We start from the raw sequence: 16524 nt of genomic DNA on the forward strand, positions 1-16524 counted from the left end.
CGCGAGTGCGGCCGACGGGCGGGTGCGTTCAGCGGCGGGCGTTCGGCAGGCGTTCGGGGACAGGTGTTCGGGGGCAGGCGTTCAGCGGCAGGCCCAGCAGCCCGCCCAGCAGCCCGCGTTCACGTGCGGGCGCCGGGAGCGGCGGGGGGCGGTGTGCGCGCGGCGGGCCGGAGCGCCGGCGATGCGGCGGGCGACGCAGGCGACGACGACCGCGACGGCGGCGAGTTCCTCGGGCGCGGCCAGTCCCCTCTCCACACGGAGCAGGCTGGCCACGGGGGCGTCGGGGACATCCTTGGGCATCGACACGGCTTCTCCTCCGGGGAGGTCGCACGGGTCCTCGTCGGGTCACCAGGACTCCGGACGCAGCCGACGCTACAAGCGGGCCCGGCCCCCGGCATGCCGGGCGATCGGCTTCGGGCGGGGCTTCTGCCCAGGTCACAGGCCTGCTCCGGCGTCCGGGCCGGGGCCGCGCCCGGGGCGGGGGCGTTGGGCCGTCGGAGTGGTGCGCGCCCGCGGAAATCCCGGTGCGCGCTCCGCCCGCGGCGGCCTAGGGTGCGGGGATGAGCACCCGCACCTTCCGCATCACCGTCCGCGGCTCCTTCGACGGGCTCACCGACGAACAGCGCGGTGAGCTGCTCGCCGTCGCGCCCGAGCACGACATGCTGCGCGCCGGGTTCACTCCCGAGGGGGACCTCACGTACGACCTGGCCGCGCGGCCGTTCTTCACCTTCCGCTTCCTCGATGCGGGTGAGGCGGAGGAGGACATCCTGGACGCCACGGCCCGCGCCGAGCTCGCGGCGGAGAGCTGGCTGACCGAGCGCGGGTACGGCTTCAAGCGGCTCACGTCCCAGGCGCAGGACCTCTCCCTGGCTCCGCAGAGCAAGCGCCAGCGGCAGGCCGCGGCCCGCGGGAACGCCTGACGGCGCCCCCGCGGGGGCGCCGTCAGGGTACGCGGGGTAGGCGGGCGGCTCAGCGGGCCGGGCACCGCTTCCAGGAGAAGTGGTACACGCTGTTGATGCTGCCGTCGGTGGAGTCGAGCGCCATGTAGCTGGTCTTCGCCGGGTCGGAGGCTCCGACCTCGGCGCGCAGCTCGGTGTTGATGTTGAAGTTGCGCTGCGCGCCGCAGGGCGCGAAGACGAGGGCCTCGATCCCCGTGGTGTCGGTGGCCTGCCAGTTGTCCTCGAGCTCACCGTTGAACTTGTGGGTGCGGTACGCGGTCCGGCTCATGCCCTGGAAGTAGTAGCTGGCCTTCTGCGTACCGATCGCGCCGTCCTGCAGGCTGCCGAAGCCGCGGTAGTCGACCTGGGCCACCGCGTACGTGTAGCCCTGCGGGACGTGGACGAGCAGGGAGAGCAGGCAGTTCTTGCGGCCTTCGACCGCGGGGGCGCCCCCGCCGGCGGCGGCCACGTACTCGCTGTAGGTGACCGTGAAGGCGGAGTTGTCCGGGGATACGGCGACGGTGGCGCTGCCGGGACGGCAGCCCGAGCCGTTGACGCTGGCGACGTCCACGGTCACCTGGTCAGAAGGCGCCGAGGGGGTGGTGGCCCCGGCCGAGGGGGCGAGGCCGAGGCTGAGGAGGGTTCCGGTCACGGCGGCGGCGCTGAGCGCGGCACGGAGCGATGTGATCACACGGCCATGGAAGCCGCCCACGGCCGGACCGGGACGTGACCGGGTGCGCGGGCTCACTCCGATGGCCGGGCGGATTCACCGCAGAAACGTTCGGGCAGCGAGCGGTGGACCGCCGAACGGCCCAGCCGCGCGGCACCGGACCGCGTCGGACCGGAAATAAGGGTGGTCATTTCCTAATATGGGCGACTCGCAGGAAGGACCTGCGGGGAGGAGCCCCATGCGCCGCCTGCACCGGTCCGCCCTGGTGTCCGCCAGTGTGATCGCCACCGTCGCCCTGCTCACCTCGGCCGCTCACGGCTCACAAGCCGCGCCCGCCGCGCCCGCCCACGACGGCGGCAGCGGCCGCCGCGGCGGCGACGGCGAGTCCCTCGTACTCGGCGAGGACCACGCGCGGGCCCACTCCGGGCTGCGGCTCGCGGTCAAGGGCGCCGGGCAGTATCCGCAGGTGAAGCGCACCACGAGCCTGGAGTCGCTGCGGACCTCCCAGCGCGAGGCCAACGCGGGTTTCGACGCCGCGCGGTTCGGCCGGTTCACGGACTACTTCCCCTCCCCCGACTTCGGCGTGCACACCGCCCTGCTCCCCACGGGCAAGGTGCTGCTCTTCTCCTTCGAGCGCGTGGAGGTCGACCCCACCAAGGAGACCGGGCCCACCGACCGGATCGGCAGGACGAACGCCGGCCGCGCCTACCTGTGGGACCCGGCCAAGGGGACCGGGGCGCGGGCGTTCAAGAAGGTCACGCCGCCGATCGTGCTGATGCCCGACGGCACGTACGTCCCGCGCCCCGCGCCGTTCTTCTGCGCCGGGCACTCCTTCCTGCCCAACGGCATGCTCGGGGTGTTCGGCGGCAACGTCGGCGGCAAGGGCGGCAGCGGAGCCAAGCTCTCCTTCGTGTTCGACCCGTGGACCGAGAACTGGTACCGCAACCGTGACATGTCGGTCGGCCGCTGGTACCCCTCGGTCGTCACCGGCCCGGACGGGCGCCAGCTCATCGTGTCCGGCCAGTCCGAGCGGGGTACGGGCACGCCCACCCCGGTCGTCGAGCGGTTCCCGGCGCTCGGCCGGCCGGTGCCCTGGGGACGGTACGACATCCCGCTGAACGTCCCCGTGGAGCGGTTCCGGGCCGACGCGCCGTTCCGCAACGACTATCCGCACCTGTTCTCGCTGCGCGACGGCATGGTCTACGGCCTCGGGCGCGACGCGGACCAGCAGTGGCTCTTCGACCTGGTCAAGCAGACCCGTACGGATCTGCCCAGGCGGCCCGCCGACTTCCGCGGCTACGGGTCCGCCGTGCCGCTGCCCGCGGGCTCGCGCGGCCCCGACTCCGTGCTGGTCCTCGGCGGCGACCCGCGCGATCCGCATACGTACCGGCTGTCGGGCGGGAAGTGGACCACCGAGGAGCCGCGGGCCTTCGGCCGTACGCAGGACGACACCCTGATCCTGCCGGACGGCACGCTGCTGACCGTCAACGGCGCCCTCGACACCCGCAATTACGGGTACGGGCCGTTCAACCCGAAGGCCGATCTCAAGTACCGGCAGATCGAGCTGCGCGACGAGCGGGGCCACTGGCGGCTCGGGCCGGCGCAGCGGCTGCCCCGGGGGTACCACTCCAACGCCCTGGTCCTGCCGGACGGGCGGATGATGGTCACCGGGGACGAGCTCCAGCAGATCGCCAACGACCCCGACATCAAGGACCGGATGGACGGCAGCATCGAGCTGTACGAGCCCTCCTACCTGCACCGGGGCGCTCGGCCGGTGCTCGACGGGGCGCCCGCGGGCGAACTCGCCCACGGGACCGCCTTCCAGGTCACGAGCTCCACCGCCACCACGGTCACCCGAGCCGTGCTGCTGGCGCCGACCACGGTCACCCACTCGGTGAACACCAGCCAGCGCCACCTGGAGCTGCCGATCACCGGGGTACGGGGCCGCACGATCGGCCTGCGGACACCGGCGACGGCGGCCGACGCCCCTCCCGGGTACTACATGCTGTTCCTGCTCGACGCGAAGGGCGTCCCCAGCGCGGCGAAGTGGATCAAGCTGGGCCTCCGCTGACCCGGGTCACCGTCAGATGCCGGGCCAGCCGCGCTTGAGGTGGGCGAAGGCGAGGTCCAGGGCTGCCCGGGGGTCGGGCCGGGCGCCGGCGAGATCGGGTAGCTCCAGGACGTAGCGGGCCAGGATGCGCAGCGAGACCTCGTCCGCATCGCGTCCGCACTCCTCGGCGATGACCCGGGCCAGGGCCTCCTCGCAGCCGGTCCACAGGGACCTGGCGTATGCGCGCAGTGCGGGGGTGGCGATCACGAGCCGTATCTTCTGCCGGTGCTCCGGGCCCCGGTCGGGGGCGAAGGGGCCCCGGCACGCGAGGAACCGGTGCAAGGCCTCCAGGACGGACCACCCCTGCGGGCGTTCCCGCACCGCCCGCGTCAGGGCGGCTTCCCGTTCGGCGCCGTCCTCGAGGATCAGCGCCTCCTTCCCGCCGGGGAAGTGCACGAAGAGGGTGGCCAGGGCGGTGTCGGCGGCCTCGGCGATCTCGGCGACCTTCACCTGGTCGAAGCCCCGCTCCAGGAAGAGCCGCAGGGCCGCGTCGGCGAGGGCCCGGCGCGTTGCTGCCTTCTTGCGTTCGCGCCGCCCGGGGACGTCGGGTTCCGCCGCCGCCTTGTCCATCCGTGTCATACGCCCAGCATAGATCCATCCGGAACGACTCCGAAACTGTATCGGTTGCACTTTCAGAATGACTATGCTCTTCTGGAGGCATGAGCACCCACCACCCCATCGCCATCGTCGGCGCCGGACTCGGCGGCCTGACCCTCGCCCGCGTGCTGCACGTGCACGGGATCGAATCGGTCCTCTACGACCTCGACGCCTCGCCCACCGCCCGCGCCCAGGGCGGCATGCTCGACATCCACGAGGGCTCCGGCCAGAGGGCCCTGCGCGCCGCGGGCCTCCACGAGGAGTTCCGCGGCCTCGTCCTGCCCGGCGGGCAGGCCACCCGCGTCCTCGACCGGCACGCCACCGTCCGCTCCGAGGACGACGGCGAGGACGGCGACCGCCCGGAGGTGAGCCGCGGCGCCCTGCGCGACCTGCTGCTCGGCTCCCTGCCCGACGGAGCGGTCCGCTGGGGTGCCAAGGCCGCCGGGGTACGCACCCTCGCCGACGGCCGCCACGAGGTGACGCTGGCCGACGGCGGCACCTTCACCGCGGACCTGCTCGTGGGCGCGGACGGCGCCTGGTCGAAGGTCCGCCCGCTGGTCTCGGACGCCGTGCCGGCGTACTGCGGGCTGTCGTTCGTGGAGGCGCACCTGCCGGACGCCGACGCCCGTCACCCCCGCGGCGCCGCCCTGGTCGGCGGCGGAATGCTGTTCGCGCTGGGCGAGGACAAGGGCTTCCTGGCCCACCGCGAGAGCGACGGCGCCCTGCACGTGTACGCCGCGCTGCGCGTCGCGGCCGACTGGGCCGGTGACGGCGCCGCCGTCACCAAGTCCGCGGTCCTGGAGCACTTCGCCGACTGGGCCGAGGAGCTGCGCTCCCTGGTCGCCGACGGCGTGGGCCCGCTCGTGTCCCGGCCGATCCACGCGCTGCCCGTCGGGCACCGCTGGGCGCGCACCGCCGGGGTGACGCTGCTCGGCGACGCCGCGCACCTGATGTCCCCGTTCGCCGGGGAGGGCGCCAACCTCGCCATGCTCGACGGAGCCGAGCTCGCCTTGGCGCTCGTCGCCCACCCCGGGGACGTGGAGCGCGCCCTCGCCGGTTACGAGGAGGCGCTGTTCCCGCGCTCCGAGGCCGCCGCGGCCGAGTCGGCGCGGAACCTCGATCTGTGCTTCGCCCCCGACGCGCCGCAGGGGCTGCTCGACATGTTCGCCTCCTACGGCGCGCCGGTGGGCTGAGTCCGCTCGCGGGGGCCGAACCGCACGACCGCCGCGCGCCCCGGGACCCGTACCCGGCAGAGCGGCGCACCGGCGACCAAGGCGGCGTCGTACGGGCCCAGTTCGGCGTCGTGGTCGTCGAGGTGCGCCGCACCCTCCAGGGCCACGACCAGCAGGGTCCCGCCCGGCGGGAGGGCGAGCAGGAGGTCGCCGCGGACGACGGCGTTATCGGCCGTCACGGAGTCCCTGCGGTACATCACGTTGAAGTTCACGACCGGGCCGTCGAGCAGCCGGCAGTCGGTCTTCCGGTCGCCGGGGAACCGCTGGGGCGTGTAGCGCCGGTCCACGAGGCGGCGTACGCCCTCGATCGCGAGGTCCATGCCCGCACCCTCGGCGAGGGTGAGCGTACGGTCGACCCCGGGGAAGGCGGAGAACGGCCCGTCGGCGGTGACGTCGGCGAGGCTGACCCGCCACGCGAAGTCGTCCATGCCCGCGCCCTCGGGCCAGGCGGCGATCTCCCGGGTGACTCCCCCGCCGTTCTTCCAGCCGGCCGCCGGGCGGTCGGCCGCCCGCAGGATCCGGACCGTGTCCGCGCTGGTCATACCGCCCGCCCTTCCGGGCCCGGGTACGTCCCCGGGCCCGGCCGAGCTTATCCGGCGGCCCCGGCCACATCGCCCGGGCGGCCGCCTCAGGTGCGCAGCGCTGCGGTGAACCAGGTGAACACCGGGGCCAGGGCGGGCGGTACGGGCCACCCGTTGATCACGGACAGGAGCTGCCAGTACCGCTCGGCGCGCGGATCGGAGGCCACTTCCAGGCGGGCCAGCAGCCAGCGGCGCAGGTCCCCGTCGTCGGCGCGCTCGAACGCGTGGGCGTAGAGCGCGGTCAGCGAGTCCGTGAAGGGGGCCGCCAGGGCGGAGGCCGGCAGGACTCCTGCGGCCAGGGCCTCCCCGACGCGTGCCCGGACTGCTTCGGTGAGGTCGTGGTGGAGGCCGGTGGTGTCGCCTCCGGAGCGGTCGGCGGCCTGGAACTCGGCCATCCGGCGGACCGATGCCCGGAAGTCCGGGTCCTGGCAGAGCTCGGCGAGTTCCACCCAGGCCTCGGCCTGTTCGGAGGTGGGGTCGTCGGGGAGTTCGGGCATGGCCGAGCGCATCATGGCGACGAACTCGGGGTTGGCGTCGAGATCACCGAAGGTGTCGTCGATGAACTCGTGCACCAGGCGGTGGCGTTCGTCCTCGGAGAGTTTGGCGAGTCGGTGCATCAGGGCGGTCTCCCGGTGGGTGGCGCCCCGCCGGGCCACGGCCCGCAGCACGGCCCGCCGCAGCCGCAGGGTGCGTATCTGCACGTCCAGGGCGTCGGCGTGGGCGGCCGCGACCTCCGGTACGGAGGCCTCCCGGTCCAGCACCCTGCGTACGGTGGCCAGATCGAGGCCGAGGTCGCGCAGGGTGCGGGCCAGGTCGAGGCGGGTCAGCGCGTCGATGTCGTAGAGCCGGTAGCCGGCGGGGCTGCGGTCGGTCGGCGGCACGATCCCCGAATCGGAGTAGAAGCGGACGGTCTTCACCGTCAGCCCGGTGCGCCGGGCAAGGTCCCCGATCGAGTAGAGCGCGTCGCCGTTCATGTCCACCACCCTGCCGTCTCCCCCTACGGGAGACTCAAGCCGGGTCGGCCGACGGGGTCACGGCATCAGCTGGTACTCGGGGAAGTTGCCCGGGAGCCGTTCGCCCCCGGGGCCGTTGGTCACCGCGTGGACCAGCAGCTCGCCGCCGACGAAAGCGCCGCGCCAGGAGCCGCCGAAACCGCCGAAGAGCTCTTCGCGGTCGCCGCGCGAGCGGGGCTTGCCGTGGCCGATCTTGAAGGCGCGGATCTGCGGGGCGAGGCGGGAGAAGGTGGCCGGGTCGTCGGTGGAGAGGGTGGCGACCAGCGCCCCGTTGGAGGCGTTCATGGCGGCCAGCAGTTCGGCCTCGGTGTCCACGAGGACGATGGTGTCCACGGGGCCGAAGGGTTCCGCGTGGTAGAGGGGCGAGGAAGCCGGCGGGCTCAGCAGGGTCAGCGGGGCCACGTAGGCGGAGGTGTCCTGGCCGGGCAGGAACCGGGCCGGGTCGAGGGAACCGCGGAAGAGCGGTACGGCGCCGCGCTCGACGGCCTCGGCGGCGTGGTCGGTGAGCTCCTTGGCCTTGGCCGCGTTGATGAGGGGGCCGAAGTCCAGCTCGGGCAGGGCGTCGTCGGGGTGCGCGACCGCGAGGGGGTGGCCCGTACGGATGGACGCGACGGCGGGGAGGTAGGCCGCGAGGAAGGCGTCGAAGGCGGTGCGCTGCACGACGAAGCGGGGGTAGGCGGTGCAGCGCTGCTTGCCGTAGTCGAAGAGCTTGGGGATGACGGCGCTCAGGGAGTCCCAGTCGGTGTGCTCCCAGATGCCCCAGGTGTTGAGGCCCTCTTGTTCGAGGATGTGGCGCTTGCCCAGGTCGGTGACGGCGGTGGCGATGCGCGCGCCGGTGTCGCGGCCGCCGACGAAGGAGACGCAGCCGATCTCGGGCGAACGGACGAGGGCCTCGGAGAGCTCGCTCCCGCTGCCGCTGACCAGGGTCACGGGGATGGACTCGCGGCGGATCAGCGCGCAGGCGAGGGTGAGGCAGGCGAGGCCGCCGTCGGTCGGGGTCTTCGCGATGACGGCGTTGCCCGCGAGGGCCTGCACGAGCATGGCGTGGACCAACACCGACATGGGGTAGTTCCAGCTGGCGATGTTGGAGACGGGGCCGTCGAGCGGGGTCCGGCCCTCCAGCATGGTCTCGATGTTCTCCACGTACCAGCGCACGCCCTCGATGGCGCGGTCGACATCGGCCTGGGCCAGGCGCCAGGGCTTGCCGATCTCCCAGACCAGCAGGAGGGAGAGCAGCTCCCGGTGCTCGGTCAGCGCGTCGAGGGCGGCGCCGACGCGGGAGCGGCGCTCGGGCAGCGGGACGTGCCGCCAGGCGCGGTGCTGGTCCAGGCTCGCCCGTACGGCCCGGGTGGCCGCGGCGGCGTCCAGGCGCGGCGGGCCCGCGATGGGGCTGCCGTCGACGGGGCTGGTGGCGGGCAGGGAGCGGCCGTCGGACTGCCAGGTGCCGCCCCAGAGGTTCAGGACGCGGTCCTCGTGGAAGGCCTCGGGGGCCACGGCCAGGGCCCGCTGCCAGACGTCGGACCATGCCGTGCCGGGCTTGAGGGCGAGGGTGGGGTGTGCCATCTGTGGTTCTCCGCTCAGTGGGTGGGCGGGGCATGAGGTGGCTCGCGGTGGGGCCGCCCGCGCACGGGCGGCCCGTACTGACGAGGCTAGAACGTCGCGTGGCCCGACCGTAAGTACGGCCGGGCGGCATGAACGCTCTCACCTCTCGACGGCAAGTCACTTGAGCACCAGCCGGGCCGTCCGGGTCCGGGGACCCGACGACCACCCCGGCCGCCTTCCTGACGCGGGCGCCCGCCCGCGAACACGGCGGCGGGGCCCGGTCCGGCGGGGTGTGTCCCCCGCGCCGGCGGGCCCTTTTGCCGCGCGCACGCGGGGGGGGCGGGTCAGCTCAGACCGCGTCGACCTTGCCGGGTGCCTCGGCGGCTGCCGCCGCCTCGGCCGGCTTCGGCTGCGGGCTCGCCTCGACGATCCGGGGCCCGTGCTGTCCGCGCAGGCCGATGCCGCTGATCACCGCGACCAGGCCGAAGGCGATGGCCCCGATGGCGAAAGTGAGGGTGAACCCGGATTCGGCGGGCAGCGCGGGAACTCCCGCCGGCAGGTGCTCGATCGTCTTGGACGCCAGGATGGTGGTGACCACGGCGCTGCCGATCGCACTGCCGGTGGAGCGGGAGATCGAGTTGATGCCGTTCGCGATGCCGCTCTGGTGGTGCGGGACGCTGGCCATGATCACGGCGGGCATGGCGGCGTAGCCGAAGCTGACGGCCGCGCCAACGATCAGGCCGGCGCCGATCACCGAGGCGCTGTGGCCGTGGTCCAGCGCGAGCCATCCGAAGCCCGCGGCGCCGAGCGCGGCGGCCAGGGCCAGCGCGACGCGCGGGCCGCGGTGGCGTACGAGCTGGCCGCCGATGGGCGAGGCGAGGAGCGAGACGATCGCGCCGGGCAGCAGGAACTCAACGGAGGCGCGCAGGATCGAGGCGTCGAAGCCGTAGCCGGTCAGCGCCTCGGGCATCTGGACGAGGTAGGAGACGCCCAGGAAGTTCGCGAACATGCCGAAGCCGACGAGGATGCCGGCCAGGTTCGCCATGAGCACCGGGCGGTGGATGAACATCCGCATGTCGACGAGGGGTTCGCGGACCTTGAGCTCGGTCAGCACCCAGACGGCCGTCATGACGGCGGCGCCGGCGAAGCTGCCCAGCGTACGGCCGGAGGCCCAGCCCCACTCGTGGCCCTGGGAGATGGGCAGCAGGAGCAGCAGGAGGGCGATGCCGAGGGTCAGCGCGCCGAGGAAGTCGGTGCGGCCGCCGGTCTTGTGGCGGGTCGCGGGGACCAGGAAGAGGACGGCGAGCAGCGCGAGGACCGCGAAGCCCGTCGCCATCCAGAAGGCGTTGCGGTAGTCGGCGTCGGCGCCGGAGGTCAGCAGGCCGGTGGCGACGAGCGCGAGGCCGCTGCCGAACGCGAGCGTGCCGCTGACCAGGGCCATCGCACCGGGGAGCTTCTGCGGGCGGACCTCTTCGCGCAGTACGGACAGGGCCAGCGGGAAGATCGCGGTGGCGGCTCCCTGGAGCACTCGGCCGAGGATCAGCAGCGGCAGCGAGGAAGCCAGCGCGGCGACGACCGAGCCCGCCACCATGACGCCGAGCACGGCCACCAGCGTCGGCTTCTTGCCGTGCTGGTCGCCGAACCGGCCGAGCAGCGGGGTGAAGACGGCCGCGGACAGCAGGGTGGCGGTGGTCACCCAGCTGACGTTGGCGGTGGTGGTGCCGAGGTCGTTGCGGATCAGGCCCAGGATCGGGACGGGCAGGGTCTGCATCATCGACACGACCATGGCGGCCAGGCTCAGGGCGAAGACGATGACCGTCTCGTTCCTGGTGCCGGTGTCCGGGGTGGCGGAGGAGGTGGGACTCATGGCAGGGAGGACCTTCTTAGTGCTTCAGATCACAGATGTTTGATGTCATCAAGTAACTCCACAGACGGTACTTCTCAATAGTTAAGGTGGTCAAGTAAAAGGTTGATAATGTCAAACACCTTGAGTACGCTTCGAGCATGAGCGCCACCACCCCCTACGCCCCCACCAAGCTGGAGCTCCTGGAGCTGCTCGCCGCCATCGGCACGGCCCAGTGGCGCGACTTCGCGGCCGCCGCGGCCCACCACGGCCTCACCTCCACGCAGGCCAGGGTCCTCGCCCAGCTCAACGGCCCGCTGCCCATGCGCGGCCTCGCCACCCTGCTGGTGTGCGACGCCTCGAACGTCACGGGCATCGTCGACCGCCTGGAGGCCCGCGACCTGGTGCGCCGCGAGGCGGACCCCTCCGACCGGCGCGTCAAGAACGTCGTGGCGACCGAAGCGGGCCGCGAGGTGATCCGCCGCGTGCGCGCCGAGATGCAGGCCACGCACGGCGCCCTCGACATCCTGGACGAGGCGGAGAGCGCGACCCTCTACGCCCTGCTGGAGCGCCTGCGCCCGGCGATGGAGAAGGACGCCTGACCGCCCGACCAGGGCACACGCACAAAGGGGACCGCCCTACGGGCCCGACGGGCCCGACGGGCTATACGAGTCCGAGTCCGCGCGGCGGTACGAACAGGTGCGCGGCCCGGTGCTCCGCGGCCACCAGGGCGGCGCTGGCCGAGAGCTCGGTCTTGGCACTGCGGGCCAGGCGGAGCCGGTGGTCGCCGCAGCGCTCACACCCCGGCGCCCAGTCGGGGAGCAGGCCCAGGTGCTCGGCGGCCATGTGGCGGGCGAGCCGGATCCGGGAGCCGGGGCCGCTGTCCATGGGGTCCCAGTCCACCCCCCGCTCCCCCGTGAGGAACAGCTCCGCCATGGCGTCCTGGATCTCCCGCATCGAACGGTAGAGGCGGGCGCAGGTGGTGCAGCCGAACATCCAGGACGGAGGCACCGGCCAGACGTCCTCGGGGCTCAGCTCATCGGCACTCATGGCCGCCACGGTATCGGCGCCGCGCGCACGGTACAGCCGATCCGCCGCACCCGCCCCGTCGGGGCTCCCGTGGAAGCCGCTGGCCAGGGGGAACGCCACCTGACAGACTGAAACGGCTTCAGACCGATCCAGGAGGACACACCATGGCAGAAGAGACGGACACCCCGCAGAACGAGTCGCCGGCCGACGAGGCCAAGCGCAAGTTCAAGGAGGCCCTGGAGCGCAACGCCCGCAATGCCCAGTCGCAGCAGTCCCACCAGAGCCGGGCCAAGATCCAGGGCCAGGGCGGCAACGGCCCCGGCGGCAAGAACAAGAAGGTCCGCCGCAAGACCGGCTGACCGCGGTCGCGGGATCGCAGCAGCCGGCCTCGACGGGATCACCGACCGGACGTTCACGGGTCGGATCCGGTCGAGGGCGGCTCCCAGGTCGCACACCGGGTCAACCGGCCGATGATCGGGCTCCCCGGGGGAGTGTACCGATCGACTACTCGGGTGACGGGTGATAACCCCCCGGCGCTCACGGGAGTTGAGCAGCCCGTCCCGCCGAGGGCAGCCATCCCATTGCGACCGTGCGACCGAAGGAATCCCCCACATGCTCAAGAAGTTCATGGCCACCGCAGCCACCACCGCCGCCGTTCTGGGCGCCGGTGCCGCCGCAGCCGCCCCGGCGATGGCGATCGGCAACGACAACGGCGTGACCACCGTGAACGGCAACCAAGCCTCACAGATCTACGGCAACCAGGAGACCAAGGGCGCGATGAGCCCGCAGATGAGCGCCGTCCAGGGCTCGCTGAACAAGCTCTGCGTCGGCCTTCCCGCGAAGGTGAACGCCCAGTCGCTCTTCGCCGTGATCGCCAACATCGGCGTCCAGGACATCAACGTCCTCGCCAACCCGCAGAACCAGCAGTGCGCCGAGAACTCCACGCAGGCCAAGGGCGACGACTCCGCCTCGCACATCCTCAGCAACATCCCGGTCCTCTCGGGCAACCTCTCCGCCGGCAGCTGATCTGCCGCCGCACACCACACCGGCGCCGGTGCGAAGCCTTCGGGCACCGCACCGGCGCCGGTGCGTTCGCGCATCCACGAGGAAAGGACGCTTGGTCTAGACCTTGACAGGTCCAGACCATCTTCGCTTGAGTGGCGGTGAGCGCCTCCCCCACGGCAACTCCCCCCACTCAAGGAGCAGTTCCATGATGCGTGCGCTACGCCGCCGTGCCCTCTCCCTGGCCGCCGCCGCGGCCGTCACCGCCGGACTCGCCCTCACCCTCCCCGCCTCGCCCGCCGCCGCGGCCCCGGCATGCGCCGGCGCCTGGGCCTCCTCGGCCGTGTACACGAACGGGATGAGCACCTCGTACGGCGGCCACAACTGGCAGGCCAAGTGGTGGACCCAGGGCGAGACGCCCGGCACCACCGGCCAGTGGGGCGTCTGGTCCGACCAGGGCGCCTGCGGTGGCGGCGGAGGCCAGGACCCGGACCCCGGCACCGGCGATCCGTCGGGATTCGTGGTCAGCGAGGCCCAGTTCAACCAGATGTTCCCGAACCGGAACCCCTTCTACACTTACAACGGTCTGGTCGCGGCCCTGTCGGCGTACCCCGGCTTCGCCCACACCGGCGACGACACCGTCAAGCGGCGCGAGGCGGCCGCCTTCCTCGCGAACGTCTCGCACGAGACCGGCGGCCTGGTCCACATCGTGGAGCAGAACACCGCGAACTACCCCCACTACTGCGACGCGAGCCAGCCGTACGGCTGTCCGGCCGGACAGGCCGCCTACTACGGGCGCGGCCCGATCCAGCTGAGCTGGAACTTCAACTACAAGGCGGCGGGCGACGCGCTCGGCATCAACCTCCTCGCCAACCCGTACCTCGTGGAGCAGGATCCGGCCATCGCCATGAAGACGGCCCTGTGGTACTGGAACACGCAGAACGGGCCGGGCACCATGACCGCCCACGCGGCGATGGTGAACGGCGCGGGCTTCGGCGAGACCATCCGCTCCATCAACGGCTCGCTCGAGTGCAACGGCGGCAACCCCGCCCAGGTGCAGAGCCGGGTGAACGCCTACCAGAGCTTCACGCAGATCCTCGGTGTGACGCCCGGGAACAACCTCACCTGCTGACCGTCAGCGGATGCGCAGCGTGGTGGCCAGCTGGGCCCGGGAGCGCACGTCGAGCTTCTGGTAGATCCGGGTCAGCCGGGCCTCCACGGTCTTGACGCTGACGAACAGCTTCGCGGCCGCCTCCTGGTTGCTGGCCCCGTCGGCCACCAGGAGCGCCAGCCGGGTTTCCGCCTCCGTCAGGGCGGCCAGGGCGTGCGGGCTGCCCGCCTCGGCGGGGGACGGATCCCGGGCCAGTTCCGCCCAGGGGTGCGCCCCCGCCTGGGCGAAGGCCTCGGCCGCCGCCCGCAGCGCGTCCCGGGCGGGCGCGCGCCGCCGGCGGCGGCGCTCCACGCGGGCGAGCGCGAGGAGCGTACGGGCCCGCTCCAGCGGGAGCTGGAGCTCGGCGAACCGGCGCTCGGTCGCCTGGAGCAGGCCGACCGCCGGCTCGGCCTCGCCGCGCGCCGAAAGGCACAGGCCGCGGGCCCGGTCGAGGGCGGCGACCACGCTGGTGCGGCCCAGCGCGAGTGCGCTCGCGCGGACCGGATCGAGCAGCTCGGCGGCCTCGTCGGGGGCGTCCGCGGCGACCAGGGCCTCGGCCAGCTCTCCGTGCCAGCGCAGGATCGAGGGGTCCACGACCTGCTGGGCGGCCTCCAGTTCGGCGACCCGGCGCAGGGTGGCCACGGCTTTCGCGGCCTCGCCCGTGGCCAGCTCGACCAGGCCGAGGGCGTAGAGGCTGCGCGAGAGGAAGACCTGGTCGCGTTCCTCCTCGGAGGCCTGGATGCCGCGCCGGGCGTATCCGGCGGCCCGCGCGAAACTGCCGCCCGTGGCCTCGGCCATCGCGGCGACGTACCACGCGGGGCCGGGTGACAGGCCCGCCTCGATGGTCAGCTGCAGGGCGCGGCGGGCGTGCGCGGAGGCGGTCGTGCACCTGCCGCGGCGCAGCTCGACCTCGGTGAGGCTGCGCAGCACCTCGAAGACGTCCTCGGCCGAGCCGGTGCGCTGGACGGCGGGCAGCAGGCCCAGCAGCTGTCTTCGGGCGTCGCCCAGGCGGTCGTCGAAGAGGGCGTGGCGTACGGCGAGGTACTGCGGCGCGTTGCGCATGCCGAGCGGCACCTCGGGGGCGGGCAGCGCGAGGGCCTCGGCGAGGATCTCCTCGGCGTCCGGGTCCCCGAGGATGCGGCCCATCCGGGCCCGTACGGTCAGGGCCATGGCTTCGGCCACCTGGTCGCCGCCGGCCGCGGCCAGGGCTCCGGCCTCGGCGGCGGCGTCGCGGGAGCGGACGGGGTCGCCGTCGCTGAGGTTGTGCTTCCAGGCGGTGCGCAGCCGTACGGCGGCCTGCAGCGCGGGGTCGCCCTCGGCGTCGGCCATGGCGTAGGCGAAGGTCTCGTCGAGGTCGGCGAGGGCTTGACCTGCGGCGTCGATGACGGCGAGCCGGGCCCGGACCCGGTCGGCGGGCGAGGAGTCGCGGGCCAGCACGGCGCGGGTCGCGCGGCGGGCCAGGTCGGCGCGGCCGGCCCAGCCCGCGTCTTCGGCGGCGGCGACGAGCCGGGCCAGCGACTCCCCCTGCAGGTGCGAGGGGGTGCGGTCGGCGGCGAGCAGGCCCAGTTCGGCGGCGAGGGCCCGCTGGCCGCGGCGGCGGCAGGCCGCGGCGGCGTCGGCTATCTCGGCGGCGAGCCACTGGTCGGGGGTGTCCACCGCCAGCGCGCGGTGGCGTACGGCCTGCACGGGATCGGCGACGGCGGCGGCCAAGGCGGCGTGCCCGGAGGCGCGTTCGGGCCAGCCGGCGTCGGCGGCCAGCGCGGTGGGCAGCGCGCCGGCCGAGAAGGCGACCGCGCCGTCCTCGCCCACGGTGACGATCGCGGCCCGTTCGGCCACGGTGAGTTCGGCTTCGGCGTGCGGGCGGCCGGCCCGGCGCAGCAGGGCGGTGGTGGGGCGGGCGGCGAGCGCGGCGAGCAGCAGGGTGCGGCGGACCTCGACGGGCACCGCGGCCAGGAGCCGGCGTGCGACCTCGCGGGCCTGGCCGGAGACGGGCAGCGGGTCGGCGTGGTGGGCGCCGCCGTCGCGGGCCCCGGCGGCTTCGGCGAGGGAATGGCCGAGGGCGAGCGCGAGGCGGGGGTTGCCTCCGCTGGCCTGGTGGATCCGGCCGGCGAGGCGGGCCGGGAGGCCCCGGCGGACGAGCAGTTCGGCCACTTCGTCGGCGCCGAGCGGGGGGACGCGGATCTCGGGGGTGCCGGGGCCGCAGAGGGGCTCGGCGACGGGGGCTCCGCCCTGGACGCATTCGGCCACGAGGACCCGTACCCGCGGCGGGGTCAGGCGCAGGGCGAAGCGGAGCAGGTCGGTGCTCTCGGCGTCGAGCCACTGGGCATTGTCGAGGACGAGCAGGACGGGGCTGCGGACGGCGAGGGCGCGCAGCACCTCGACGACGGCCAGGCGCAGCGCGACGTGGTCGCGGCCGGCGCGGGGCGCGTCCGTCTCGCGGCGCAGGAGCGCGATGGCGGTGCGCTGGGGGCCGGAGAGCCGCTCCAGCGCGGCGGCGGGGACGGAGGCGAGCAGGGCGGCGGCGGAGGCTTCCGGAATCCACCGGTCGGCGGCTTCGGGGGCGAGGCGCAGCACGCTGTCGTTACGGGCTTCGGCGGCGGCCGCGAGGGCCCGTACCACCTCGCTCTTGCCCGCTCCGGCGGGGCCGGTGAGCAGGGCCCGCCCGTGCCCGGTCAGTGCGCGGTCGACCTGCCTGACCAGCTCACCGTGTCCGACGGTCGTGTCAGCGTGCCCCGTCGCCGCCACCACGCACAGCCACCAGCCTCTCGGTCTCCAGCTCCAGTCCTGTGCCCTTCTTGTGAGACGCGACAATACGAG

16 protein-coding genes are annotated in these 16524 nt (G+C 73.6%); 7 read left to right on the forward strand and 9 right to left on the reverse strand.

From position 1 onward, the window contains the following. Positions 1 to 81 precede the first annotated feature (81 nt). Positions 82 to 300, reverse strand: a complete 219-nt coding sequence (locus tag ACFWB8_RS27665) for an acyl-CoA carboxylase epsilon subunit (protein ID WP_385232792.1) — start codon at positions 298 to 300, stop codon at positions 82 to 84. Positions 301 to 560: 260 nt separating this feature from the next. On the opposite strand from ACFWB8_RS27665, the gene ACFWB8_RS27670 reads away from it, so the two are divergent. Beyond that, positions 561 to 920: a DUF6204 family protein gene (locus ACFWB8_RS27670; RefSeq protein ID WP_385232694.1), complete on the forward strand. Its 360-nt coding sequence runs from the start codon at positions 561 to 563 to the stop codon at positions 918 to 920. Between the two features lie 49 nt (positions 921 to 969). Here the strand turns inward: ACFWB8_RS27670 and ACFWB8_RS27675 are convergent, their stop codons facing one another. Next, positions 970 to 1629, reverse strand: coding sequence for a DUF4360 domain-containing protein (locus ACFWB8_RS27675; protein ID WP_385232697.1), 660 nt, complete (start codon positions 1627 to 1629; stop codon positions 970 to 972). A 217-nt stretch (positions 1630 to 1846) separates the two neighbouring features. Between ACFWB8_RS27675 and ACFWB8_RS27680 the strand changes: the two genes are divergently transcribed. Then, on the forward strand, positions 1847 to 3679 hold the full coding sequence (locus ACFWB8_RS27680) for a galactose oxidase-like domain-containing protein (protein ID WP_385232700.1): 1833 nt from the start codon (positions 1847 to 1849) through the stop codon (positions 3677 to 3679). 12 nt (positions 3680 to 3691) lie between these two features. On the opposite strand, the gene ACFWB8_RS27685 is transcribed toward ACFWB8_RS27680, so the two are convergent. Next, positions 3692 to 4297: a TetR/AcrR family transcriptional regulator gene (locus ACFWB8_RS27685; protein WP_385232703.1), complete on the reverse strand. Its 606-nt coding sequence runs from the start codon at positions 4295 to 4297 to the stop codon at positions 3692 to 3694. Between the two features lie 80 nt (positions 4298 to 4377). Here ACFWB8_RS27685 and ACFWB8_RS27690 point away from each other — a divergent pair, with 80 nt between their 5' ends. Beyond that, positions 4378 to 5508, forward strand: coding sequence for an FAD-dependent oxidoreductase (locus ACFWB8_RS27690; RefSeq protein WP_385232705.1), 1131 nt, complete (start codon positions 4378 to 4380; stop codon positions 5506 to 5508). Here ACFWB8_RS27690 and ACFWB8_RS27695 read toward each other — a convergent pair. The 4 genes from ACFWB8_RS27695 to ACFWB8_RS27710 form a co-directional block, all read right to left on the reverse strand. Next, complete coding sequence (locus ACFWB8_RS27695) at positions 5487 to 6089, reverse strand: HutD family protein (RefSeq protein ID WP_385232708.1); 603 nt, start codon at positions 6087 to 6089, stop codon at positions 5487 to 5489. The genes ACFWB8_RS27690 and ACFWB8_RS27695 overlap by 22 nt on opposite strands. Positions 6090 to 6175: 86 nt before the next feature. Beyond that, positions 6176 to 7102, reverse strand: a complete 927-nt coding sequence (locus tag ACFWB8_RS27700) for a MerR family transcriptional regulator (RefSeq protein WP_385232795.1) — start codon at positions 7100 to 7102, stop codon at positions 6176 to 6178. 57 nt (positions 7103 to 7159) lie between these two features. Beyond that, on the reverse strand, positions 7160 to 8704 hold the full coding sequence (locus ACFWB8_RS27705; protein ID WP_385232711.1) for an aldehyde dehydrogenase family protein: 1545 nt from the start codon (positions 8702 to 8704) through the stop codon (positions 7160 to 7162). Positions 8705 to 9032: 328 nt separating this feature from the next. Continuing rightward, positions 9033 to 10550 carry an MFS transporter gene (locus tag ACFWB8_RS27710; RefSeq protein ID WP_385232714.1) on the reverse strand — a complete coding sequence of 506 codons (1518 nt, stop codon included), beginning with the start codon at positions 10548 to 10550 and terminating at the stop codon, positions 9033 to 9035. Positions 10551 to 10687: 137 nt separating this feature from the next. Here ACFWB8_RS27710 and ACFWB8_RS27715 point away from each other — a divergent pair, with 137 nt between their 5' ends. After that, a complete protein-coding gene (locus ACFWB8_RS27715) occupies positions 10688 to 11128 on the forward strand; it encodes a MarR family winged helix-turn-helix transcriptional regulator (RefSeq protein ID WP_385232717.1) in 441 nt (146 codons plus the stop codon). A gap of 61 nt (positions 11129 to 11189) precedes the next feature. Here ACFWB8_RS27715 and ACFWB8_RS27720 read toward each other — a convergent pair whose 3' ends face one another. Further along, positions 11190 to 11576 (reverse strand): hypothetical protein, encoded by a 387-nt coding sequence (locus ACFWB8_RS27720; protein WP_385232720.1) that lies wholly within the window; start codon positions 11574 to 11576, stop codon positions 11190 to 11192. A 143-nt stretch (positions 11577 to 11719) separates the two neighbouring features. Here ACFWB8_RS27720 and ACFWB8_RS27725 point away from each other — a divergent pair, with 143 nt between their 5' ends. The 3 genes from ACFWB8_RS27725 (at position 11720) to ACFWB8_RS27735 (ending at position 13689) form a co-directional block, all read left to right on the forward strand. After that, a complete protein-coding gene (locus tag ACFWB8_RS27725) occupies positions 11720 to 11914 on the forward strand; it encodes a DUF5302 family protein (protein ID WP_385232723.1) in 195 nt (64 codons plus the stop codon). 253 nt (positions 11915 to 12167) lie between these two features. Further along, the gene (locus ACFWB8_RS27730) at positions 12168 to 12581 is read left to right on the forward strand and encodes a rodlin (RefSeq protein WP_385232726.1); all 414 of its coding nucleotides are present in this window, start codon (positions 12168 to 12170) and stop codon (positions 12579 to 12581) included. A 184-nt stretch (positions 12582 to 12765) separates the two neighbouring features. Next, positions 12766 to 13689, forward strand: coding sequence for a glycoside hydrolase family 19 protein (locus ACFWB8_RS27735; protein ID WP_385232729.1), 924 nt, complete (start codon positions 12766 to 12768; stop codon positions 13687 to 13689). Between the two features lie 3 nt (positions 13690 to 13692). On the opposite strand, the gene ACFWB8_RS27740 is transcribed toward ACFWB8_RS27735, so the two are convergent. Beyond that, positions 13693 to 16455, reverse strand: a complete 2763-nt coding sequence (locus tag ACFWB8_RS27740; protein ID WP_385232732.1) for an AAA family ATPase — start codon at positions 16453 to 16455, stop codon at positions 13693 to 13695. Positions 16456 to 16524: the final 69 nt, after the last annotated feature.

It is taken from the genome of Streptomyces sp. NPDC060031 (assembly GCF_042736805.1).
GTDB lineage: Bacteria > Actinomycetota > Actinomycetes > Streptomycetales > Streptomycetaceae > Streptomyces.

Excerpts from the sequence above, each read along its gene's own strand:
- ACFWB8_RS27665 (WP_385232792.1), bottom strand. The coding sequence starts at position 300 with ATGCCCAAGGATGTCCCCGACGCCCCCGTGGCCAGCCTGCTCCGTGTG.
- ACFWB8_RS27725 (WP_385232723.1), top strand. The coding sequence starts at position 11,720 with ATGGCAGAAGAGACGGACACCCCGCAGAACGAGTCGCCGGCCGACGAG.
- ACFWB8_RS27710 (WP_385232714.1), bottom strand. The coding sequence starts at position 10,550 with ATGAGTCCCACCTCCTCCGCCACCCCGGACACCGGCACCAGGAACGAG.
- ACFWB8_RS27735 (WP_385232729.1), top strand. The coding sequence starts at position 12,766 with ATGATGCGTGCGCTACGCCGCCGTGCCCTCTCCCTGGCCGCCGCCGCG.
- ACFWB8_RS27685 (WP_385232703.1), bottom strand. The coding sequence starts at position 4,297 with ATGACACGGATGGACAAGGCGGCGGCGGAACCCGACGTCCCCGGGCGG.
- ACFWB8_RS27700 (WP_385232795.1), bottom strand. The coding sequence starts at position 7,102 with ATGAACGGCGACGCGCTCTACTCGATCGGGGACCTTGCCCGGCGCACC.
- ACFWB8_RS27730 (WP_385232726.1), top strand. The coding sequence starts at position 12,168 with ATGCTCAAGAAGTTCATGGCCACCGCAGCCACCACCGCCGCCGTTCTG.
- ACFWB8_RS27695 (WP_385232708.1), bottom strand. The coding sequence starts at position 6,089 with ATGACCAGCGCGGACACGGTCCGGATCCTGCGGGCGGCCGACCGCCCG.
- ACFWB8_RS27680 (WP_385232700.1), top strand. The coding sequence starts at position 1,847 with ATGCGCCGCCTGCACCGGTCCGCCCTGGTGTCCGCCAGTGTGATCGCC.
- ACFWB8_RS27705 (WP_385232711.1), bottom strand. The coding sequence starts at position 8,704 with ATGGCACACCCCACCCTCGCCCTCAAGCCCGGCACGGCATGGTCCGAC.
- ACFWB8_RS27670 (WP_385232694.1), top strand. The coding sequence starts at position 561 with ATGAGCACCCGCACCTTCCGCATCACCGTCCGCGGCTCCTTCGACGGG.
- ACFWB8_RS27690 (WP_385232705.1), top strand. The coding sequence starts at position 4,378 with ATGAGCACCCACCACCCCATCGCCATCGTCGGCGCCGGACTCGGCGGC.
- ACFWB8_RS27720 (WP_385232720.1), bottom strand. The coding sequence starts at position 11,576 with ATGAGTGCCGATGAGCTGAGCCCCGAGGACGTCTGGCCGGTGCCTCCG.
- ACFWB8_RS27715 (WP_385232717.1), top strand. The coding sequence starts at position 10,688 with ATGAGCGCCACCACCCCCTACGCCCCCACCAAGCTGGAGCTCCTGGAG.